Below are 21,953 nucleotides of genomic sequence, written 5' to 3' on the forward strand. Positions count from 1 at the left end.
TTAAGAAAGATTGCAACGTATTAACACCTATACCACTTATGGCACTCCTACAAAACGTTTCTGAAACCGCAGCCGTTGCGACTGCGATGGCATTGGCTCAAATGACCGGGGTCACCGATACGCGCCCTTGGGGTTCCTTCACCGTTTTGGATGAAGGAGTTGGCTACAAAATTAAACGAATTGAAGTGAATCCGGGGCATCGGCTTAGCTTACAAATGCACTACCATCGAAGTGAACATTGGATTGTGGTATCTGGCACGGCAAAAGTCACCTGTGATAATCAAGAAATCGTGCTGTGTAGCAACCAATCCACCTATGTTCCTCAAACCAAGGTGCATCGGTTGGAAAATCCTGGAGTGATTCCTTTGATTGTGATAGAGGTACAGAATGGAGATTATCTCGGAGAGGATGATATTATCCGCTTCCAAGATGATTATGTTCGGCAGTAGATTAGCTCTGGCAATAAATGAGTGATTTGAATGCATCACATCTCAATTCGGACGGCAGATATTCATCAGGCGATCGCATTTTACGAAATGCTCGGTTTTGCCGTAAACGAGCGCTTTACCACGGGTTACACTCTGGCTTGCTGGATGGAAGGGCTGGGGGGACGCATTGAACTGATTCAAATTCCCCAGCCAAAACCTGCCCCCGATGCTTTTCACGATGAACATTATGTGGGGTATTACCATCTTTCCTTTGACCTGACCAACCACACCTCCGATCTTTCCGATTGGGTCAACACGCTTCAAGACCAATTTAAGCAAGCCATTGCCGCCGATTCATCTCTCCTACAACCGCTTAAAGTATTGCTGAAACCAGAGCAGCAGATGATTGGCGATCGCGTTTACGAAGTTGCCTTCATCGCCGATACGGATGGGCTACCGCTAGAGTTTATTCGATTGTTAAATTAGGTTTCGGGTTTCAGGTTTCAGATTTCAGAGATCCTGATCTTGCTACCATGCGTCATTCGCCATTCGTCGTTTTTTATGGATATTGAGCCTTTTTTTGATAACTGGTGTTATTTGCGAACTGAGCTAGGCTGGCTCGACCGCGTGTTAGCGACGGCGGTGGCTCGGCAGCGCAAGGAGACGAAGGAGATTAGTCAGGTAGCGCGATCGCAGGCAGATCGCGTAACAAGCCACTGGTGGAAAGGCATCGTGAATTTGGAAGGAGCGATTTCATCCGATTCACCTGCGGATATGCCCCGCAAGGGTGGCAGTGGGCTGAGCTATCAGCAACAGATGGAATCAAAAATTCGAGTCAGTCAACAGCACGGAGTTGCCTTAGGGTTGCCGACTTTATGCCAACGGTTGAGCCTAACTCCCTTTGAAAAAAATGTGGTGCTGATGGCATTAGCACCCGAAGTAAGTCGACGTTACGGCAAACTTTATAACTTTTTGCAAGAGGCAAATCAAGGCAGTGGATCGGGCTTGCCGACGGTGGATTTGCTGCTGCGGCTGCTGTGTCGCAACGATGGGGAATGGCGATCGGCGCGGCTGGCATTTGCAGCAGATGCAACGCTCGTTCAACGCGACATTTTAAGATTACCCACTTCTAGCACGGAGCCATTTTTGGAGCATCCAGTTAAGCTGGTTGACCTGATTGTGGAATATCTGCTATCCGATCAACCGGATATTACCCTGCTCGATCGCTGGCTTCAAAAAACCGATACTCTCAGCGCTGAGCCTCCCCTACCTGCCTTGAGTTTAGATACTTGGGAGCCTAAAAACCTGACCTCTGGTGTAGATACGCCAGCAATTTTGCAGGTCAACGCGCACCCTGAAAAATCGCTGTGGTCGAAGCTACTTTTACCTAATTCACTGATGGCGACCCTGAAACATTTGGGCGATCGCATTCAATATGCTCAACAGGTGGATCAGCAATGGGGCTTTCAGGCTGTTCATGACCCAGATTTTTTGGGTAGCGTCGTGCTGTTTGTGGGAGAACGAGGAACGGGAAAAACTACCGCAGCACAGGCGATCGCCCAACAGTTACAAGTTCCCTTAATGTCAGTTGATTTAGCTTGCCTGAACCTAGCTGAACGGCGTCAAATGCTTGTGGACTTGACGACTGAGGCACCGACTGTATTGCTGTTAAAATCGGCTGACTGTTGGCTGGGGCGAAATGCGGTACTGGCTACGGAGCTACAGCCGTTTTTAGTAACTCGCCACCGGGCGATCGCCCTGACGATTTTTAGTACAGACCGAAAGGAACTGATTAAACCAAGCTGGCAACAGCAAATGAGCCAGATTTTGACCTTTCCCAAGCCCAATCAAAGCCATCGTTTCACCCTGTGGCAGCAGGCTTTTCCAACCCAAGTGACTTTGGCAGATGACATCGACTGGAAGGCTTTGGCGCGGCTGCCCTTGAGTGCCGGAGAAATCCGAGCGATCGCTCGTGAAGCGGCGATTTGTGCGGCGACAACTGGCTCCATAACGATCTCAATGGCTCATTTGCAACAGGCATGTCGATTGAGAAGCCTCAAATTGTAGAGAATCTGGGAACCTAATTAATGCTGACTTTCTTTCCTACTGAAATCTGAAACCTGAAACCCGAAACCTGACTCTCTTATAAAAACGCTGCGGGGTCAGTGGGTTCTCCATCTCGACGGACTTCAAAATGCAGATGAGGTCCGGTAGAAAGACCCGTGGAACCAACTGCCGCGATCGCCTGCCCCCGTTGAATATTTTGACCTTCTTCTACATACAGTTCACTAGCGTGAGCATACAGCGTCGTGATATTGCCGCCATGGTCGATGATCACCGCGTTCCCGTAGCCGCCATACCAGCCTGCAAAAATCACCGTGCCGCGATCGGCGGCGTGAATGGTGGTGCCATAGTCTGCGCCAAGGTCTAATCCAGAATGAAACCGTTCATAGCCTAAGACCGGATGCATCCGCCAACCAAAACCGCTGGTGATTTCTCCTAAGCAAGGCAGGATGAATTGCCCCGTGCCGCGAAAGGCGATGTTGTAACGATTTTGAGCCGTGTGACGCTGAATCAGCAGGCTAATCGTGCCGGAATCTTGCTCTAGTTGCGATTGGGCTATTTCCATAGCGCGGCGATCGCTTTTGAGCCGATCAATCGAAGTTTTTTGGTAGGCAATTTGTCCTTCTGCATCTGCTTTTTGTGCCAGAAGTTCTTGAGTCAGCAGCCCTACTTCATTCTTCTTACGCTCCACTGCATCCCGCTGACGATCCAAGCGATCAGCATCGGTTTTAAAAGCCGCTAACCGTTTGCGATCGCTTTGATATAAGCGCTTAAGCTGAGAACGCCGATCTAAAAAATCATTTAAGTTTTTGCTTTGGAGCAACACTGCCCAGCCGCGATCGAGGGTTTGGCGCTGCAAAAATTGCAGACGGGCAATCGTGGAAAACCGTTTTTGGCGATAGCTTTGCTCCGCAGCCGCCAGTTTCACCTCTAAACTTTGCTGCTTTTGAATGGCGGTTTTTAACTGGCTCTCGGTTGCTTGTAGTTGGCTTTGGGTGACTTTAATATTCTTTTGCAGCCCCTTCAGTTTGGTGTGTTCCAAGCTTTCCTGAATTTTGTTTTGGCTCTGCTCTTGCTTAATCTGCGATCGCTGCTGATCTAATTCTTGTTGATGGCGCTGCAAATCTTCCACTGATGCCTGCGCTAGATAGTGACCTGAATTCGGCAGTGCTTGGGCTGGTGGCGCGATCGCGAGGCTGACGATCAGGATGCAGGCTGCGATCGCTAACCGCCTAAACACGCGCCTGATAAACAATACCTGCCATCCTTCGGCTGATGCTCTGGGAAGCCTAACACCAACTTCTTCCTGTCTAACCACCGGGTTCATCGTCTAAATCGCGAAAAGCACCTTGGAATTCTACTCACCTACGGTAAGAATGGCGACAAATTTCGCAATTCAAGACTCTGTAAATTACCGAAAGATTAACAAATATTTATTCATGGTTCAGTATCCTTACTGAATGCTTAAGCAGTTTTAAGAACAAAATTCAGTAATTTCATTAGTTTATTTAGACAATTGGCACAGAAAACTTATTTAATATTTACATACAATGCAAAGAAGCGAGTGAGACTTTAAGTAAAGCGTATGATGTTCCCAAAATTGCTAACTGAACGAATGATTCATCCATTTAACTTTTATGTGGATGGTGAGGTTCGCCCAGGGATGCGATATCAAAACGATTTGTATGGATTATTTCAAGAGTTCAAATGGGAACAGCGGTTAGATATTTATCCGATCGCAAATGAGTTATTGCAAAAAGGCATTCCCATAGTTATCACAGCGGTTCAGCAGCGCTATGTCTTATGGGTGCAACTGCGATCGCCTTCAACGCTAAACCAACAGGTTATCGAGTATCAACCTATTTCATAGAGCCGATATGCTTCTCTGCAATCCATCTCAAAGCGAACTATCTTACTGGCGATGAGGCTGGATAAACTTACGCACATCATAGTCTTCCGCTTCAATAATTTTGTAAGTGTTCCCATCAAATGCTTGATTAAACTGTTTTTCTGTCGCATTTAAATAGTCTTGCGGAATTGCCTTCCACGCCTCGCGCGTTTCCCAATGAATCACTAAAATGACTTCTTGAGGCTCTTGAGGACTGATCCAGACTTCTTTCCCTAAAAAGCCGGGATACTTAGCTAACGCAGCCGTCCAAACTTCCTCATCTTTTTGAATAAAGAGTTCCCGGAGTTCTTCTGCCACCTGAACCTTTAACCACTCAATGACCATACATTACTCCTTGCCGGGTGAATGCGTAACGCCCCTGTGTTTCAACCGGGGAATAGTAAGAGCGTACCGAATTTGTTCGGTTTTAAAGAGACCTCCGAACTCAATTAACCATGGCGTGGATCAAGGTTAAAATTTGAAGCTAAAGTCTGCCGCGATCTCTGTGATTAGTTGAATCCTAAGGCATGATGAAGAAAGATTGATTAAATCTAGTTCTTTTTTCAAAAAACGTCCATGGCTACTCCCCTAAGCGGCACTCAAATTCGGCAAACATTCCTGAACTTTTTTGCAGATCGCAATCATCGAGTGCTTCCCAGCGCCTCCCTCGTGCCAGAAGACCCGACGGTATTGCTGACGATCGCGGGGATGTTGCCATTCAAGCCCATTTTTCTAGGGCAGCAAGCCGCTGAATTTCCCCGCGCTACTACGTCTCAAAAATGTATTCGCACCAACGACATTGAAAATGTAGGACGCACGGCACGGCACCACACCTTTTTTGAGATGTTGGGCAATTTTAGCTTTGGGGATTACTTTAAATCTCAGGCGATCGCCTGGGCTTGGGAGCTTTCCACCCAGGTGTTCGAGTTGCCACCGGAACGAGTGGTCGTCAGCGTGTTTGAAGAAGATGACGAAGCCTTTGCTATTTGGCGCGACGAAATTGGCATTCCGGCTCACCGAATTCAGCGTATGGGTGCAGATGACAACTTTTGGGTATCGGGTGCCACGGGTCCTTGTGGACCTTGCTCGGAGCTATATTACGACTTCAAGCCGGAACTAGGAGATGACGCGATCGATCTGGAAGATGACAGCCGCTTCATCGAGTTTTACAACCTGGTGTTTATGCAATACAACCGGGATCTTGAAGGCAAGCTGACTCCGCTCACGAGCAAAAATATTGACACGGGCTTGGGGCTGGAGCGAATGGCGCAAATTTTGCAGAAAGTGCCCAATAACTATGAAACCGATCTGATTTTTCCGATTGTGAAAACGGCGGCAGATATTGCTGGAATTGACTATTACACTGCCGATGATGCAACGAAAGTAGCGCTGAAAGTGATCGGAGATCACATTCGGGCAGTGGTTCACATGCTGGCAGACGGAATTACAGTTTCTAATGAGGGGCGGGGCTATGTGCTGCGTCGCTTGATTCGGCGCGTGATTCGCTATGGGCGCTTGATTGGGATTGATCGAGAGTTCACGCCGCTGGTGGCAGAAGCCGCGATCGCCCTTGCCGAAGATGCCTATTCCATGGTGCGCGATATGGATCGGACGATTAAGCTGGCATTGCAACGGGAAGAAATCCAGTTTCTTAAAACCTTGGAATTGGGCGAACGCGAACTCACAGCCGTGATGGAACAGGTCGGTGTGGGCGGACAAATTCCTGGAATTAACGCCTTTACTTTGTATGATACCTACGGCTTCCCGTTGGAATTAACCGAAGAAATTGCGGCTGAAAAAGGGCTGACGGTTGACTCAGACGGCTTTACGGTTGAAATGGAAAAACAGCGATCGCGATCGCGCAATGCCGTAGAAACCATTGATTTGACGGCTCAAGGAGCATTAAACCAACTGGTGGGGCATATTCAGGAAACTGAGTTTTTGGGCTACAAGCTGCCGGCAGTGGAAGCGGAGGTCGAAGCGCTGTTGGTGGCGGGACGGGTGGTTTCTGTGGCGGAAGCGGGCACCGAGGTGCAGGTGATTTTGAATCAAACGCCATTTTATGCCGAATCGGGTGGGCAACTGGGCGATCGCGGTTATCTGTCGAGTGAAACCGCACTAGTTCGGATTATGGATGTTAAAAAAGATGCCGGATTCTCTGTTCACTATGGGCGAGTTGAGCGAGGAACCCTGCATGTTGCCGATGCGGTCACCGCACAAATTGATCTTGCCTGTCGCCGTCGAGTGCAGGCACATCACACCGCCACTCACCTGTTGCAGTCTGCTTTAAGGAAAATTGTGGATGAGTCGATTTCTCAGGCGGGTTCCCTCGTCGGATTTGACTCGCTCCGGTTTGATTTTCGCAGCCCCCGCGCTTTGACTGCGGCAGACGTGCAGCAAGTGGAGGAACAGGTAAATACCTGGATTGCCGAAGCCCATGTTGCCCACACGGAAGTACTTCCGATCGCCGAAGCTAAAGCACGAGGCGCGATCGCGATGTTTGGTGAAAAGTATGGCAACGAAGTCCGTGTACTCGATGTCCATGGCGTATCCATGGAGCTTTGCGGTGGCACCCATGTTAGCAACACGGCAGAAATTGGATTATTCAAGATCACCTCAGAGTCAGGCACCTCCGCCGGAATTCGCCGCATTGAAGCTGTCGCCGGACCTGCCGTGCTGGAGTATCTCAACCTGCGGGACGAAATTGTTAAAGATTTAAGCGATCGCTTTAAGGTGAAGCCCGAAGACATTCGCGATCGCATCACTGCATTGCAAACCGAATTGAAAACCACCCAAAAGCAGTTAGATAGCGCAAAATCGCAGGTTGCTCTGGCAAAAGCCGATAGTCTGCTGGCAAAAGCCGAATCGGTGGGTACGTTCAAAATTCTTGTAGCCGAACTGCCCGGAGTTGATCCCGAATCGCTTAAAACTGCTGCCGAACAACTCCAGCAAAAGCTGCAAGCCGGTGCAGTATTTTTGGGTTCCGCGCCTGAACCCGGCAAGGTGAGCTTGGTCGCTGCCTTTAGCCCTGAAGTGGTGAAAACAGGCTTGCAGGCTGGCAAATTTGTCGGCGCGATCGCCAAAATCTGTGGCGGCGGCGGCGGCGGTAGACCCAACCTTGCTCAAGCAGGCGGACGCGACGACGGCAAACTCGCGGAAGCCCTTGAAGCAGCCAGAGATCAGCTAAAAAGCAGCTTAAGCTAGGAAACTGGGTGAATTAAGTATTTTTTTGATCAGAGTTTGATTTCAACCGCCAACCAGGTTTGATCACTTGACGGGCACGAGCGATCGCCAAACAATCGTTTGGCACATCATCGGTAATGGTGGAACCCGCTGCAATGTTCACGTCTTCACCAATCGTGACGGGCGCAACTAAGACACTGTTTGACCCGGTTTTGCTGCGATCGCCAATCTGAGTCGGATGTTTTTTCACGCCGTCATAGTTGGCAGTAATGGTGCCTGCACCAATGTTGACTTGATTGCCAGCGGTGGTGTCACCCAAATAAGACAAATGCGCGACATTGGTGCGATCGCCCAGTTTGGTATTCTTTAGCTCCACAAAATTTCCGATCCGACACTGCGTTCCGGTTTCCACATGTCCGCGCAAATGGGCATAGGGACCAATCCGTGTGGCATCGGCAACCGAACTATCGGTGACAACGGAATACAGCACCGTCACATTTTGACCAATCTGGCTATTTTCAATCAGGCTACCCGGACCGATTCGGCTCCCTGCTGCGATCGCCGTTGTGCCGCGCAGGTGAGTTTGGGGTTCAATCACCACATCGGGTTCAAGCTCCACGGTGTCGTCGATCGTGATGCTGTTGGGATCAATCAGCGTAACCCCTTGCTTCATCCAGTTGTCTTTGATGCGATTTTGCAAAATGGTATAGGCATCGGCAAGCTGCTTGCGATCGTTAATCCCTAAAATTTCCTGATAGTCCTCTACATCTACCGCCATCACGGGTTTCATGTAGTTGACTGCGTCCGTCAGGTAATACTCTTTTTGATCATTGTTCGTGGTTAGCTGGGGCAATACTTTCGCCAAATCAGCCCAACGGAAGCAATACACACCCGCGTTAATTCGGTGATTTTCCCGTTGGATTGGAGTGCAATCGCGGTCTTCCACAATCTGCTGCAATAGGTTTTGATCCGTGCGAAACACCCGTCCATAGCCTTTGGGGTTGGGCAGTTGAGCCGTTAAAATCGTCGCAGCGTTGCGATTCTCTTGATGGGTTTGCAGCAATAATTTGAGAGTTTGAGGACGGAGTAAGGGAACATCGCCATTGAGAATCAGCAAATCGCCCTCAAACCCTGATAAGTGGGGCAACAATTGTTGCACTGCGTGTCCGGTGCCGAGTTGCTCTCGTTGTTCAACAAATTCTAGGGCGGGTAAGTTGTTTTTTTCACGCTGCGAATCTGATAGCTTTTCCATGACTAACTCATGGCGATAGCCGACAATCACTAACCTGCGAACCGGCTGAAGCTCTTCTACGCTGTTGAGTACCCATTCCACCAGCGATCGCCCCCCCATGCCATGCAACACCTTGGGCAGGTCAGACTTCATGCGGGTACCTCGTCCGGCGGCTAAAATTGCGATCGCGACCATGCTTATTTAACAAATCAGGTGGACATTAGAACAACATCTTATGCGATCGCGTTGAGGTCGTACAAAAGGAGATCCGATAAAGAAGCCGACTCTACAGTTTTTTTTCGTAAATTCGATAGGTTTTGTAAATCGTGCCGCCTGACGTTTCGATTAGTTTGCGGGAAGGGAAATTGTCCTCATAAACCCAAGATAGTTCAGCCCGTTGGTAGGGTTTCCCCTTTTTGATGCCGCCCATCATGCCCAAATAAATTAGGGCTAGAGCCACTCTTTTCCGGCGATACTCTGGCAGCGCACAGATCGCAATCACCCGCCCTTGGTCAATTTGGCGGCGATACCACAGAAATTTAAGAATCCCCAGCCAGTTCAGCTTCCCATTCACATGCTTCAGGGCGATATTGTAGTCCGGCAGCGCCATCCAAAAGCCAATCATCTCGCCGTTATATTCAGCAACCGGGAACACATCGGGATCAACCAAATCCTGTAACGACTTCGCTTCTTCCAAAAACTCTTCCTGGGTGCGCGGAGTGGAACTCCAGTTCGCGGAAAAGGCTTTGTTAAACAGGTGATATAGGCTAATCGCATCGGTTTCAAAATCCTTGCCTTTGGTATGAATTGGGCGAAAAGTCACCCCTGCGTTACAGGCAAACTGATAGGCTTTTTCAAACTGTTTGGGCAATGGCTCATCTAAAGGAAAATTATAGGCGTAGGCATCTTTTGCTTTGTGCCAGCCGTGTTGCTCCATGAATTGGGGATAGTAGGGCAGGTTATAGGGCATCATGATCATCGGCGGCGAGTCGAATCCATCCACTAAAAAAAGACAATTATTATGGGTGGAAAGGTCGATGGGTCCGCGAATTTTGACCATGCCCTGCGATCGCAACCACTGACTGGCAGTGTCTAGTAAGGCTTGGGCGATTGCATAATCATCAATGCATTCAAAGTAGCCAAATAGTCCAATGGCTTCTCCTTCGCGATCGATGAGGCGCTGGTTCACCGCCGCAACAATGCGCCCCACAGGTTTGGGTGGTGCTGATGTCGATGACGTTTCGATGGCAATGAATGCCTGCAATCTGCCGTATTCAAAAAAGGGATTGGTGGGTGCTAGCTGGTTGGCAACACTACTGCGGAGCGGGGGCACCCAGTGAGGATCGTTGGCATAGACGATCGCGGGCACATCCAAAAATAAGGCTTGTTCGTCGGCAGTGGTGACCGGAATGATTTGAAAAGCAGTATTAGAGTCAGGGGCGATCGTGTTGGAATCGCTTGAATGGGGCAATGGATTCATAAAAAAGATGCTTTATCTACAGCACAGATAATTTTTATGGTTTAAACAAGAACTTACTGGGACTATATCAGGCGATGGAATCTGCTCAAAATCCCACACAAGACTAAATGCTACTGAACGGAAAATTTCACGAGTCGTATCAAGAGCTTTGCGATCGCCATTGACTATGAGGGAAATTGCTGAGATATTTTGAGCGTAACTTGTTAAGAAAAAATAAGGTCAGCCCCAATTTTTAGGTCATTTTTATTCTTATGCCGCACAAGAAGTCCCCTTCCATATTGAACCTGGCGTTACTCGTTGCTTTAGCTACAAGCCCCATGGCAGCGCTGTATTGGTCACTAGAGTCTGTGATTGCCCAGTCTCCTAGCGTGTCTCCAATTTCACCGCCTACAGCCGTTCCTGCGGGTTCTATCGTGCGGATTGATGGCTCCAACAGCCTGTTAGTGGTCAATCAATCGTTGAAGCAGAGTTTTGAAAATGGATCTTCAGGAACCAAGGTCGATATTGGGAGTAATGGGTCAGAGGCGGCTTTGCAAGCGGTGTTAGATGACAAGGTTGATATAGCGGCGATCGGGCGACCTTTGACGGCGGCAGAAAAGCAAACAGGGTTGGTGCCCGTTTCGATTGGGCGTGAAAAGATTGCAATTATTACCAGTTCTAAAAATCCCTATAGCGGTGACGTTACCTTCGATCAGTTTGCTAAAATTTTTCGTGGAGAAATTACGAACTGGTCACAACTCGGCGGCGCTCCAGGGAAGATTCGATTGATCGATCGCCCAGAAACGAGTGATACCCGCCAAGCATTCAAAACTTATCCCGTATTCAAGGCGGCTCCATTTCAAGCGGGGGCAACTGCTGAGGCTGTGAGCCAAGATAGCACCGCTGATGTTATCCAAAAATTGGGTAATGATGGCATTGCCTACGCGATTTACAGTCAAGTAAAAGATGTAGATGGAGTCAAGATTATCTCCATGCATCAAACCTTGCCCGATAATCCGGCTTATCCATTTTCCCAGCCGCGTTATTTGGTTGCCAAAGCGACCCCTGCCGCTCCAGCTAAGGACTTTCTTGCCTATGCAACGGGGGCATCGGGTTTGGCAGCGATCGCCGCTGCGAATCAAGCCGAAGTTGCCGCGATCGCTCCAGCGGGTTCTCCCAGTGCGTCCGTTTCGCCAACGGTTGCCTCTTCATCAACGGTTGCGCCAGAAGCTGCCGCCTCTCCCGATGCAACCACTTCCCCTAGCATGGTCACCTCCCCTAGCCCTGAATCGGGTGCGATCGCCCCGGTGCCCAACTCCACCAATCAAGGCTTAGCCGGATTCCCGTGGCTGTTACTGGTGCCTGCCGCACTTTTGGGATGGATTTGGTGGTCTGCTAGAGGACGACGCGCCCCGGCTGCACCTTTATCTGGATCAACATCTGGTGTAGAGCGATCGCCCCAACCCCCTTTAGCTGAACCGATGGCTGCACCTGGGGCTGAAGTGCCTCCTACCGCCCAACCCTCCAGTCCACCGATTGCAGCCGCCCCGCCTATTGTTCAATCTGCTTCCATCCCACCTGTTTCATCTGTGCCACCGATTGATGGACTTCTGACTGAACCCATTGCCGGGGGGGGTAGTAATGTATCAGGGAGTAATCCAGCAATTCTGGGAGGAGCCGCGATCGTTGGAGCTGCTGGGCTAGCCGGATTAGCGGGATTGGCAAGCAAGGAGCAGAATGAGACATCTGCCATAGAACCATCTGCTGCCATAGAACCACCGCTGGATCGAATTGCATCTGAAACCGTCAGCCCCAAAGCCCCTACTTTTGCTGAGCCGTTGGCCGAAGTAGCCACCCCAACAGCCCCACCAGACCTAAATCTAGGGTTGGCTGCGGGTGCGGCATTGGCGGCAGGCACAGGCGCGGCACTGTGGGCAACGCGATCGCAAGATACTGACCCAAAAGGTGTGGCAATTCCTGCTTCTGCCGCAGGGCTTCCTATCTCAGGCAATTTTGCACTTGCAGATGTAGATGACGGGTTGGTGGGGTTGCCTGCTAGCTATGGAGAAAGCCGAATTGTATTAATGCCGCGCGATCCACAGTGGGCATATGCCTATTGGGATGTTTCTGATAGTCATAAAGCGTCATTACGTCATGAAGGGGGCGATCGTTTGGCGCTGCGCTTTTACGACGTAACAGATACAGATAGGAGTCAACAAAACCCACACAGTTTGCAGCAATATGACTGCGAGGAAATTGCCACCAATTGGTATATTCCAGTGCCCCTCAGCGATCGCGATTATATTGTGGAAATTGGCTACCTGACCCAAGATGAGCGCTGGTTAATGCTGGCACGCTCTGCCCCCGTTCGGATTCCGCCAATCTATCCATCGGACTGGACAGAATCACAAGACGTTACCATTTCTTGGGATGAAGAGTTGAGTGAAAAAGTCTTCTCTGTACCTCTTCCCTACAAAAAGAAAGTACGCACGATGCATGAAGTGATGTATGAGCTAGCCCATGGAGTCGAAAGCAATCGCGCTGCGGGTTCTCTATACGGCTCAATGCAAACGGATAGCTCTCTGATTTCTCCTTCAGGAATAGGCATGATGTCCGGGGTCGGGATGTCTGGGGTCGGGATGTCCGGGGTTGGGATGAGTAGTTTAACGACCTCAGGAATGGGCATGATGTCCGGGGTTGGCATGTCCGGGGTTGGGATGAGTGGTTTAACGACCTCTGGAATTGGCATGATGTCCGGGGTTGGGATGAGTGGTTTAACGACCTCTGGAATGGGCATGATGTCCGGGGTTGGCATGTCCGGGGTTGGGATGAGTGGTTTAACGACCTCTGGAATGGGCATGATGTCTGGGGTTGGGATGAGTGGGGTTGGGATGAGTGGGGTTGGAATGTCTGGTTTAACGACCTCTGGAATTGGGATGATGTCTGGAATTGGGATGATGTCCGGGGTTGGGATGAGTGGTTTGACGACCTCTGGAATGGGCATGTCGGGAATGGGGTTCTTTGCTTCCATGCCGCCAATTCGTTCGCGCAAGTTTTGGCTAGTGGCAGATGCAGAGTTGATTATTTATGGTGCAACTGAACCCGATGCCACACTGACGATCGCAGGTCGCCCAGTGCAACTCAATCCAGATGGTACTTTTCGCTTCCAAATGTCATTTCAAGACGGTTCGCTTGACTTTCCCATTCTGGCGATTGCTTCAGATGGGGTTCAAACTCGCACTATTCATCTCACCTTTGATCGAGCAACTCCTGTTCGCAACACTAATCAGAAAGATGAGTCGGTAGAGGAATGGTTGCCGAATAGATGAGCCACTGATTAGTCAACATCAACAAAAATTCTGATTATCCTTAAATAAAAACGTGTAAGCCGCGATCGCTCCAATTAAGGTTGTTAGAAAACTAATTTTAGGATCTAAAAAAGCAACTTGGGTTAAGAGAGAGGGCGATCGCAGACTAGAATCGGCTGAATTAGCGATCAATAAAATGAATAGATTGTTAGCAGCATGAATGCCCAAAGCAAGTTCTAACCGATTATCTTTTAGGGTTACTGCTACCAAAAAAATAGATAGCACTCCATAAGTTAATCCAGTCCACACACTGCCGCGATTCATTTCCGAGTTGCTAAAATGTGCCATGGCAAATGGAAGACTGGTCGCGATCGCTAGGACTATAGGCTGTTTAATCAGTTGCCCCATAGCCTGCAAAAAATAGCCTCGAAACAGCAGTTCTTCGGTTGAGGTTTGAAGCGGCGTTAAAATGAGCGCGATCGCCAAAAATGCTAGCCATTGCCGGGGATGAAAGCTCCATTCAAAGTGCTGTGGGAACCATAAAAATTCAATTATTAATTGAATGCTTAATATAAAAAACCAGACACCAAATCCTACCGTTAAACGCCTCCATTGAATAAAACCAGATGGATTGATTAAGGTGATTAATTTGCGGTGATGAATCCATTTGATAGCAGCAAAAATGCCCCCAAAGAGAAAGAAAAACGGGATAGTGTTAATTAAATAATTGGCGATCGATGGGAAGAGCCAATCACCTAGCCAAGAATTTATTAAATGATAGGCACTTCTTTCTTTCTCTATAAAAACGCTAATTTGCGCTATGAAATCACTAACAAGAGTTGAAATGAAAACTCCAAACCAGGCACTTACAACAATGCATAAAAAACCTAGTAAGTAATAAATCCAACGATTTTTCCCCTGTTGGACAGCATCCAAAAAGCTTGTTTTCATTACGTTAAGAAAAAATATTTGTAAATAACTTAAAAGACCAGATTGCAAAAGATTTCTGATTGTTGCGAAATTTTTCGATCGCGGATGAAAGAGTAAATTTTGATTTCTTCAAAAACACGCTTTAGGATTCTTTTGATATGGTCAATAGACGCTAGCTTTGCATACTACATCGATGCCTTATTTGACACCTTTTTGGCTGACTTACGGATATGAATCATTACGCAAGCCATTGGATTGATGATTGGTGCCAAGATAATGGCTGGACTGACTGGTTTATCGATCGCTCCATTTATTGGGGTTTTCCGCCTCATGGGGTCATGCCAATGCCGATTCCATCGAAGGCAATGAGAGCAATTAAAGCAAAACAGGGGTTGTGCTTTGAGGAAAAAGTTTGGTGTATGGCAGCAGTGAGCAGCATGATCTCAGCAGGATTATTTAGCTACTTCTCATCTTCTCCAATGCCGCTGGTTGGCGCATTTGCTTTTTGTGCAGTAGTGGCGGCTCGGCTAGAAAACGAAGAGATCTGGCGGTAAGCTCCAGCCTAATTAAACAAAAAATTAAGTTTTGAGTGCTTGCGTAACTTAACAAACCCTCTTAAATGCTGACTTCAGTGTTAGAAGGGTTTTTTAATTTTCTTCTAACAGTTTTCGCTCACAACGTCTTATTTTTTCCTTACCCTTGCCTTTAGGAAGTCGCTTATACTGAAAAATACATTGGGTCATATTAATTTTTCATATCCAATCGTTACACTCACGGGAGATCAACGTGTTGCCAGATGACCTGACCCAAAATCGATCGATCGCAGCTTGCCCAGTTCCAACCGAGCAGCTTCCTTTGAATGAATATGAAGATTTGAAAGAATCTTGGTTTTTTCGTTGGGCAACGTTAGAGCGATCGCGCTATGTCAGCACAATACTCTGGGTTTGGCTATGGAGTTGGGCGATCGCTGCTCCAATCGCCGCCGCAAGTTTTCCGTTTGAAAAATATCCGGCTGAATTTTTACTGACTAGCACGGGTGGGGGAATTTTGCTGCTAGGGCTAGTCCTAATTCGCCTCTATCTCGGCTGGTCTTATGTTTCGTCTCGTTTGATGGATGCCAAAGTGTTCTATGAAGAATCGGGTTGGTATGATGGACAAACCTGGATTAAGCCCACAGAAGTTTTAGCCCGCGATCGCTTAGTGGTGAGCTATCAAATCCAGCCAATTCTCAAGCAAATGCAGATAACCTTTGCCATACTGGTTGGACTTTTGGGCATCGGCACTATTATCTGGCATTTTCTAAACTAATGATTTTTTGAGGATCTAGAGGATCTATTTGAATGGTTGACGGTTTTTTGCATGCGCGATCGGAGTGGGGCTGATTGCTACCGCTGGATTTCGCATCCTAATTCCGTTCCTTTGCTCCACTCCTCTATTTCTTTTTCGTTTGCAGCTTCATGCGCTCAAAACTCAGCGCCCCTACTCCTACTGTGACTAAAAAGATACCAAACCACTGCACCCCTTCTAGCTTGTTTTGAATTAAGACCCAGGCAAGTAATGCCGTCATCACAGGACCAATGGAGGCAACAATGGAAGCTAAACCTGCCCCCATATAGCGCACCCCAAAATTATTAGATAGATAGCCAACTAGGGTTAAAAAGCCCAACACGATCCCGCTCAAAATAAAGCCCGTGCGCTTGTCTGGCTCAACCATCACACCCAAATTTGGACCCAGCACAATGAGAATAACGGCGGACAGTACAAAAATAGTGAAAAATTGAATCAGGCTAACAGGGACGGGGTGCAGTTTCTTGAAGCCAAGCTGCATCAGGATTAGGTATAGAGCAAAGGCAACTCCAGAGCCGATCGCGATCAGGATGCCTTCCGGTGAAAATCCTTTACCAGAATCAAAAATTTTCGGGAGTGCCGTTAGAATAATCCCGGTTAAAATCGTCGCCATCACTGCCCAGCGTAAAGGAGTGGGGCGATCGCCAAACAAAAACCACGCCAGCGGCACCGTAAAAATGGGATACATAAACAAAATCGTGACGGCAGGTCCTGCACCAATCTGCCCGATCGCGATATAAATCATCACTTGGGATAGAAAGAGAAAAAAACCACTGCCCACTACAATCCAGATTGGTTTGCGATCTTTTGACTTAAAAAACCGGAGTAAATCTCTCCATACTGGCGGATAGAGTACCATCGCGACACCGATCATCAGCGGAATCACCACCAGCATTCGCAGCCATAAAATTAATAGCGAGTTGCCTAAATTAAGCTGGAGGAAACCGCCCACATCAAAGCTGTCTAGCACTCTGGCAGGCTTAAGCTGAAAAGCATTTGTCGTTGGATCAACAGCGCCATTCCCAATAATCCGCACGACTACATTGTGAATTGATAGAGCCACGGTTGAGAGCAGCACCAAACACAACCCTGTCCAAAAGCTAGATAGCTCTTTTTTTGCAGCGGCTTGGGACGAAATGGGTGCGCCCGGAAACGTAATGGGAGTAGGCGAGATCGGTGGGGTGGGCTGAGGCTGATGAGTTTGAGGGGAATAAGCCTGGGACGGTTGACCTGTTGGTCTTGCTTGCGAAATAGGCAGTTCAGGCGGATAGCCCGATTGTTGGGTGGAGGCGATCGCGGGATTGAGGCGGGATGTACTGGTTGCTGGTGGCAAGGATTGCTCTAGCGATCGCGATCCCGCATCCAATAGCAACTGATCTCGAATCCGGCTGACTAAAGTTTCTAGAACAGCTTCTCCCTGCTGCTCCAAATTATGCATCCGGCTAAGCCGCTGCGAGAGGGCGCTTTCATAGCTTGCCAGTTCTTGCTGCAAGGTATTGAATGTGGTGCTAAACGTGGCATCTAAAGATGTCAATAGCCGATGGGCATGGTCGCTCGCATCACTGCGATCGCCAGATAGTGCCATCTGGTCACTCCCTAGTTGATGGGTATTGGCAAGTTGGTTCACCTGCTGCACCATCACATTTTGCAAATGATTCGCTAGCACAAGCGCCAGTTGCTTTGCCCAAAGTTGCTGTTGAGCAATTTGCTGTTGAGATAACGATTCTTGCTGGCGGGTTTGCAACGCCTGCTCAGTCGCTTGCAGTTTGTCAACTTCGGCAGTCAACCGGGCTTTCTCTGCCTGAAGTTGAGTCACTTCTTGAGACAGTTGAGTCACTAACCCTTGATGCAAATGCTTCAGATCCTGAGTTACCGTTTGCAGGATGCTTTCAACCGTTTTTCCGTCTTCACCGTTAATCTCTGGTCGATTCTCCATTGGTTCCTCAAAGGCTCCTACGTTCGCCACCCCTGGTTTTGTCATTGTAACTAGTGACTCAGGACTCAGTATTCCCTATTTGGGGCAAAATGTACTTTTAAGATCCCACTAGCCCGCTACTAAAGTACTCTTCATTCAGCAAAAGATGAACTAATTCATGAGGAAAATTTAAATTTGGGTAGGAATTACAGAGTAAGCAAAAACCAAGCTAAAAGATAACAGGTTGCAATTTAAGAGATGGGTCTTAGAACCTAGGACTCCTGCTTTTGGAGAGAATGTCAGCCCAACGGGACATCGGATTCCTAGAGGCAATTCCCATTGAGTTGGGAAGTCCACGATCTATGGGAAGCGTGAACACCGGGTAGTTTACCTTAAAAGAGATTTCAGTGGGGAGGACATAACTAACGATTGATTGCAAAAGGGCGATCGCTTGCCACAATATTTATAAATTGCTGGTATTCTTGCCAGCGTGAGCAGGTAAGGATTGAGCATGATTAGATCATGGATGGTGATTGGGGCAGTGGCGATCGCGGTTGCATTTTCAGGCAATATTCTTGGACCCAATGACATCCGGTGGTTTCGCCAACTACAGCGTCCTCAATGGCTGACGTTTGAAGGCTTGATTCCCGTGATTTGGACGGTGATCTTAATTTGCGGCACCTGGTCAGCTTATCTCGTGTGGGAAGCAAACCCCGGCACCGAGCAAACCTGGTGGCTGATGGCATTGTATCTATTGTTGGAAATTGTCATCATTGCCTACTCTCCGACTACCATTCGCCTTCGTAACCTCAAAGCAGGCACGATCGTCGGTGGCATTGGCTTTATAATCGGTTTGATCTTGGCATTTTTGGTGCAGCCCATTTCTAATACGGCATTCTGGTTGCTAGTACCCTATTTACTCTGGAGTCCAATCGGCACCTATACCACTTGGGCAATGCATCAGTTGAATGATGCCTAAAAATGCACGTGAAGTCATCGCATCTAAGTCGTTCAGGCTTTAGGTCAGTTTCGCCAAAGAGTAGGCTAGATTGTGACGTGCCTTAGCTTCATACTGATCGCGAAATAAGGGAGTTGCATAGATCTGCGATCGCCCTAGGAATGATTGCAAAATCTTACCCCGCTCCCGTCGATATATCGGCTCTGGCACCCATTCATACTCTGCCCGCACTTGCCGCTCATATTGAGCAAATCGCTCTGGTGCAGCAGCCAAAATCCCCAAATCTACATCGACTAAAACTTTAGCATCTTGGCTAGTGGGCACTGCATCATGCGTTGTCACCCTAATCAGCGAGTAAACACGCTCCCTAACTTCTTCAGGTAAACCATGGGCGATCGCGCTGGCTCGTGCCCATTCAGCACTTTTCACTTCGTTATTTTTGCTGGCGGGTTCATAGATCGCATCATGAAACCAGATAGCAAGTTCCACTTCTGCGGGATGTTTTGCATACTCTCGAATCTGCTCAAAGTGAGTGAAGCACTCCTGTAAATGTTGGAGCGTATGATAGCTGCGATGAGGTTCCGCATAACAGGCACAAACCTGTGCATAGAGGGTTTCGCTGCCATTAGTCCCTAGTTGTTGCCAGGTTTTTTGCCAGTGAGCGATCGCAGTGAGTGTCATTCTGAATAGATACGATTTGAAAGTGACGGATAGGCAATTGGATAGGCGAAGCGATCGCCCTAACACTGATAGGATCAGGATGTTTAGATTCGTGTCCTCAGGAGACAGCTATGACCCGCGCCATTATGGAAACCGATAAGGGCACCATTCATCTAGAACTCTTTGACCAAGATGCACCCAACACCGTTAAAAACTTTGTCGAGCTAGCCAATAGCGGCTTTTATGACGGGCTAGCGTTTCATCGCGTCCTCTCCGACTTTATGGTGCAAGGAGGCTGCCCAAATACTCGCGCTGGTGCAACAGGGATGCCGGGAACGGGCGGACCCGGCTACAAAATCAAGTGTGAAATTAATCCTAATTTGCATGAGGCAGGCTCCCTTTCCATGGCACATGCCGGAAAAAATACGGGTGGCAGTCAGTTTTTCATTTGCCATTCGCCTCAGTCCCACTTGGACGGCGTACATACGGTATTTGGTAAAACCGCAGATATGGATGTCGTCAATGCGATTCGTCAAAACGACAAAATCATTTCGGTGAAAATCGAAGCATAGCTTCTGCTGATGTAGTACTAATTTCCATAGTGCTACATCCAAATAAGGCTTCCAGATAAAAGTTACAGGGATCAAAAATGCAATCCGTTTGGCGGTGAGCAGTTTGAACTCATCTTCAAGGCGATCGCGGATTCAGTAAGGATGACAAAATCTTCGCATTACCTTGTCTGATGGGTTCGAGAGTCATTAGAGAAGTTAGTTCATATCGCCTACTCTGACGTTGAACCCCAGTAAATGAATTTTATGACCATCACTGCCAATCTGACCGATCGCCCTGTTCTAGATGAGTTAATGGATGGCTTACCCAACATTTCTGGCTGGGAAGACGAGCTTGAAAGTGTGACCAATCCGCAAAAATCAGTGTTTTTGCCAGCCACTAATCTACAGCTTGGATCGATAAAAGCTGCTTTTGCGATCGCCCTGCATATGCACCAGCCCACCATTCCCGCTGGCTGGAACGGCGCATTGATCAACAACTTGCAGCAGATGTTCGAGCATCCCAACGATGGCGACAACCACAACGCGGGTGTGTTTGCCTGGTGCTATTCCCGCATGGCTGAGTTTATCCCCGAACTGGTGGCTCAGGGCTGCAATCCCCGCGTTATGCTCGATTATTCTGGCAATTTGCTCTGGGGTTTACGGCAAATGGGGCGCGGCGATGTGCTGGATAACCTGAAACGGATTACCTGCGACCCCACCTATCAGCCCTACGTAGAGTGGCTGGGCACCATGTGGGGACACGCTGTGGTGCCATCCACGCCAATTCCCGATATCAAGCTACATATCCAGGCATGGCAGCATCACTTTGCCTCAATTTTTGGCTGGGAGGCGATCGCCCGTGTTAAAGGATTTTCGCCCCCGGAAATGCATTTACCCAACCATCCCGATACGCTCTACGAATTCATCACAGCCCTGAAAGAGTGCGGCTATCGCTGGATGATTGTTCAAGAACATTCCGTTGAAACACTCACAGGTGAATCGTTGGGCGATAAACATCTGCCCCATCGCTTGATTGCCCGAAACTCCAAGGGCGAAACGACCAGCCTGACCGTATTGATCAAAACCCAAGGCTCAGATACTAAACTGGTTGCTCAAATGCAGCCCTATTACGAAGCCAAATCTCAATCTAGCGATCGCAGCATCAGCGGTATCTCCATTCCGCCGTTAGTCACCCAGATCAGCGATGGCGAAAATGGCGGCGTGATGATGAATGAGTTTCCCTCTGCCTTCAAAAAGGTATGGCATGAAATGGGGCAAAATCCCGATGTTGTGGGGATGACGGGCACTGAATATCTAGAACTGATTGAAGCGGCTGGGGTTAATCCTGACGATTACGCCACCTGTCAACCAGTGGGTCAGCACCAAATCTGGCAGCGCGTTTCCCTGGAGAGTGTGACTCCCGAAGCCGTAGAAGCCGCGATCGCCGATGCTAAACAAGCGAACTCCAACTTTCATATGGAAGGCTCCTCTTGGACTAGCCATATGAGTTGGGTGCAGGGCTATGAAAATGTCCTCACGCCCATGAATCAACTGAGCGCTCGTTTCCATGAAAAGTTCGATTCACTGACGAGTCAACCTAATCAAGCGCCTCTCACTCGGACTACTGCCTACCGTCAAGCCTTGCTATATAACCTCTTGCTGCAAACCAGTTGCTTTCGCTATTGGGGGCAAGGTAGCTGGACTGATCATGCCCGTGCCCTGTTTGAAAAAGGCATGGAAACGCTCGGCTAAACAAAAATAGGTGTTGCTGAATCGCTAAATTTGCCCTCACCCTAGCCCAACGAGCGAAAGGACAAGGTTCTAGCTCTCTTCTCCTCAAGAAGAAGAGTTGGGATGAGGGCATCTTAGGTGCACATCAGGTATCTCTGGAAGATTTCTACAATTTTTGCGTGGTTTGCCAAATATAGTTGGTTGAAATTGGTCAATATGGAGTATCAATAGGTTGTCAATATCTCTTACTTGAGAAAAGAGATGTTTTTATCGTGTGTGGCATTGTTTGAGGATGAAGCG

General features: G+C 48.5%; 18 protein-coding genes. 11 read left to right on the top strand and 7 right to left on the bottom strand.

Annotated features, from left to right (window positions below):
* Positions 1-86 precede the first annotated feature (86 nt).
* The 3 genes from AC1S5B_RS08440 to AC1S5B_RS08450 all read left to right on the top strand — a co-directional run bounded on the left by AC1S5B_RS08440 (position 87) and on the right by AC1S5B_RS08450 (position 2,495).
* A complete protein-coding gene (locus tag AC1S5B_RS08440) occupies positions 87-449 on the top strand; it encodes a phosphomannose isomerase type II C-terminal cupin domain (protein ID WP_482036610.1) in 363 nt (120 codons plus the stop codon).
* Positions 450-479: 30 nt separating this feature from the next.
* Positions 480-914: a VOC family protein gene (locus tag AC1S5B_RS08445; protein ID WP_482035230.1), complete on the top strand. Its 435-nt coding sequence runs from the start codon at positions 480-482 to the stop codon at positions 912-914.
* 75 nt (positions 915-989) lie between these two features.
* Positions 990-2,495 carry an AAA family ATPase gene (locus tag AC1S5B_RS08450; protein ID WP_482035231.1) on the top strand — a complete coding sequence of 502 codons (1,506 nt, stop codon included), beginning with the start codon at positions 990-992 and terminating at the stop codon, positions 2,493-2,495.
* A gap of 76 nt (positions 2,496-2,571) precedes the next feature.
* Here the strand turns inward: AC1S5B_RS08450 and AC1S5B_RS08455 are convergent, their stop codons facing one another.
* Positions 2,572-3,819, bottom strand: a complete 1,248-nt coding sequence (locus tag AC1S5B_RS08455; protein ID WP_482035232.1) for a murein hydrolase activator EnvC family protein — start codon at positions 3,817-3,819, stop codon at positions 2,572-2,574.
* A gap of 258 nt (positions 3,820-4,077) precedes the next feature.
* On the opposite strand from AC1S5B_RS08455, the gene AC1S5B_RS08460 reads away from it, so the two are divergent.
* Positions 4,078-4,362, top strand: coding sequence for a hypothetical protein (locus AC1S5B_RS08460; protein WP_482035233.1), 285 nt, complete (start codon positions 4,078-4,080; stop codon positions 4,360-4,362).
* Positions 4,363-4,404: 42 nt separating this feature from the next.
* Here AC1S5B_RS08460 and AC1S5B_RS08465 read toward each other — a convergent pair whose 3' ends face one another.
* On the bottom strand, positions 4,405-4,725 hold the full coding sequence (locus tag AC1S5B_RS08465) for a TIGR03792 family protein (protein WP_482035234.1): 321 nt from the start codon (positions 4,723-4,725) through the stop codon (positions 4,405-4,407).
* A 231-nt stretch (positions 4,726-4,956) separates the two neighbouring features.
* Between AC1S5B_RS08465 and alaS the strand changes: the two genes are divergently transcribed.
* On the top strand, positions 4,957-7,584 hold the full coding sequence (alaS, locus tag AC1S5B_RS08470) for an alanine--tRNA ligase (RefSeq protein WP_482035235.1): 2,628 nt from the start codon (positions 4,957-4,959) through the stop codon (positions 7,582-7,584).
* Positions 7,585-7,597: 13 nt separating this feature from the next.
* On the opposite strand, the gene glmU is transcribed toward alaS, so the two are convergent.
* Both glmU and AC1S5B_RS08480 read right to left on the bottom strand, forming a co-directional pair.
* Complete coding sequence (gene glmU, locus AC1S5B_RS08475; RefSeq protein WP_482035236.1) at positions 7,598-8,989, bottom strand: bifunctional UDP-N-acetylglucosamine diphosphorylase/glucosamine-1-phosphate N-acetyltransferase GlmU; 1,392 nt, start codon at positions 8,987-8,989, stop codon at positions 7,598-7,600.
* A gap of 91 nt (positions 8,990-9,080) precedes the next feature.
* A complete protein-coding gene (locus AC1S5B_RS08480) occupies positions 9,081-10,274 on the bottom strand; it encodes a GNAT family N-acetyltransferase (protein WP_482035237.1) in 1,194 nt (397 codons plus the stop codon).
* Positions 10,275-10,525: 251 nt separating this feature from the next.
* Between AC1S5B_RS08480 and AC1S5B_RS08485 the strand changes: the two genes are divergently transcribed.
* Positions 10,526-13,582, top strand: coding sequence for a DUF4912 domain-containing protein (locus tag AC1S5B_RS08485; RefSeq protein WP_482035238.1), 3,057 nt, complete (start codon positions 10,526-10,528; stop codon positions 13,580-13,582).
* A gap of 18 nt (positions 13,583-13,600) precedes the next feature.
* Here AC1S5B_RS08485 and AC1S5B_RS08490 read toward each other — a convergent pair whose 3' ends face one another.
* Positions 13,601-14,512: a CPBP family intramembrane glutamic endopeptidase gene (locus AC1S5B_RS08490; protein WP_482035239.1), complete on the bottom strand. Its 912-nt coding sequence runs from the start codon at positions 14,510-14,512 to the stop codon at positions 13,601-13,603.
* A gap of 209 nt (positions 14,513-14,721) precedes the next feature.
* On the opposite strand from AC1S5B_RS08490, the gene AC1S5B_RS08495 reads away from it, so the two are divergent.
* On the top strand, positions 14,722-15,045 hold the full coding sequence (locus AC1S5B_RS08495; protein ID WP_482035240.1) for a slr1957 family protein: 324 nt from the start codon (positions 14,722-14,724) through the stop codon (positions 15,043-15,045).
* Between the two features lie 232 nt (positions 15,046-15,277).
* Complete coding sequence (locus AC1S5B_RS08500; protein WP_482035241.1) at positions 15,278-15,799, top strand: CGLD27 family protein; 522 nt, start codon at positions 15,278-15,280, stop codon at positions 15,797-15,799.
* Positions 15,800-15,923: 124 nt separating this feature from the next.
* Here the strand turns inward: AC1S5B_RS08500 and AC1S5B_RS08505 are convergent, their stop codons facing one another.
* Positions 15,924-17,819, bottom strand: a complete 1,896-nt coding sequence (locus tag AC1S5B_RS08505) for a DMT family transporter (RefSeq protein WP_482035242.1) — start codon at positions 17,817-17,819, stop codon at positions 15,924-15,926.
* Positions 17,820-18,264: 445 nt separating this feature from the next.
* Here AC1S5B_RS08505 and AC1S5B_RS08510 point away from each other — a divergent pair, with 445 nt between their 5' ends.
* Complete coding sequence (locus tag AC1S5B_RS08510) at positions 18,265-18,732, top strand: TspO/MBR family protein (RefSeq protein WP_482035243.1); 468 nt, start codon at positions 18,265-18,267, stop codon at positions 18,730-18,732.
* A 39-nt stretch (positions 18,733-18,771) separates the two neighbouring features.
* On the opposite strand, the gene AC1S5B_RS08515 is transcribed toward AC1S5B_RS08510, so the two are convergent.
* On the bottom strand, positions 18,772-19,392 hold the full coding sequence (locus AC1S5B_RS08515; RefSeq protein ID WP_482035244.1) for an HD domain-containing protein: 621 nt from the start codon (positions 19,390-19,392) through the stop codon (positions 18,772-18,774).
* Positions 19,393-19,502: 110 nt separating this feature from the next.
* On the opposite strand from AC1S5B_RS08515, the gene AC1S5B_RS08520 reads away from it, so the two are divergent.
* Positions 19,503-19,943 carry a peptidylprolyl isomerase gene (locus AC1S5B_RS08520; RefSeq protein ID WP_482035245.1) on the top strand — a complete coding sequence of 147 codons (441 nt, stop codon included), beginning with the start codon at positions 19,503-19,505 and terminating at the stop codon, positions 19,941-19,943.
* 243 nt (positions 19,944-20,186) lie between these two features.
* Positions 20,187-21,674, top strand: coding sequence for a glycosyl hydrolase family 57 (locus AC1S5B_RS08525; RefSeq protein WP_482035246.1), 1,488 nt, complete (start codon positions 20,187-20,189; stop codon positions 21,672-21,674).
* The last annotated feature ends 279 nt before the right edge of the window (positions 21,675-21,953 follow it).

This window comes from Leptolyngbya sp. CALU 1928 (assembly GCF_056784215.1).

Coding starts and splice junctions, on each gene's coding strand:
- AC1S5B_RS08440 (WP_482036610.1), top strand. CDS start 87: ATGGCATTGGCTCAAATGACCGGGGTCACCGATACGCGCCCTTGGGGT.
- AC1S5B_RS08445 (WP_482035230.1), top strand. CDS start 480: ATGCATCACATCTCAATTCGGACGGCAGATATTCATCAGGCGATCGCA.
- AC1S5B_RS08450 (WP_482035231.1), top strand. CDS start 990: ATGGATATTGAGCCTTTTTTTGATAACTGGTGTTATTTGCGAACTGAG.
- AC1S5B_RS08455 (WP_482035232.1), bottom strand. CDS start 3,819: ATGAACCCGGTGGTTAGACAGGAAGAAGTTGGTGTTAGGCTTCCCAGA.
- AC1S5B_RS08460 (WP_482035233.1), top strand. CDS start 4,078: ATGATGTTCCCAAAATTGCTAACTGAACGAATGATTCATCCATTTAAC.
- AC1S5B_RS08465 (WP_482035234.1), bottom strand. CDS start 4,725: ATGGTCATTGAGTGGTTAAAGGTTCAGGTGGCAGAAGAACTCCGGGAA.
- alaS (WP_482035235.1), top strand. CDS start 4,957: ATGGCTACTCCCCTAAGCGGCACTCAAATTCGGCAAACATTCCTGAAC.
- glmU (WP_482035236.1), bottom strand. CDS start 8,989: ATGGTCGCGATCGCAATTTTAGCCGCCGGACGAGGTACCCGCATGAAG.
- AC1S5B_RS08480 (WP_482035237.1), bottom strand. CDS start 10,274: ATGAATCCATTGCCCCATTCAAGCGATTCCAACACGATCGCCCCTGAC.
- AC1S5B_RS08485 (WP_482035238.1), top strand. CDS start 10,526: ATGCCGCACAAGAAGTCCCCTTCCATATTGAACCTGGCGTTACTCGTT.
- AC1S5B_RS08490 (WP_482035239.1), bottom strand. CDS start 14,512: ATGAAAACAAGCTTTTTGGATGCTGTCCAACAGGGGAAAAATCGTTGG.
- AC1S5B_RS08495 (WP_482035240.1), top strand. CDS start 14,722: ATGAATCATTACGCAAGCCATTGGATTGATGATTGGTGCCAAGATAAT.
- AC1S5B_RS08505 (WP_482035242.1), bottom strand. CDS start 17,819: ATGACAAAACCAGGGGTGGCGAACGTAGGAGCCTTTGAGGAACCAATG.
- AC1S5B_RS08510 (WP_482035243.1), top strand. CDS start 18,265: ATGATTAGATCATGGATGGTGATTGGGGCAGTGGCGATCGCGGTTGCA.
- AC1S5B_RS08515 (WP_482035244.1), bottom strand. CDS start 19,392: ATGACACTCACTGCGATCGCTCACTGGCAAAAAACCTGGCAACAACTA.
- AC1S5B_RS08520 (WP_482035245.1), top strand. CDS start 19,503: ATGACCCGCGCCATTATGGAAACCGATAAGGGCACCATTCATCTAGAA.
- AC1S5B_RS08525 (WP_482035246.1), top strand. CDS start 20,187: ATGACCATCACTGCCAATCTGACCGATCGCCCTGTTCTAGATGAGTTA.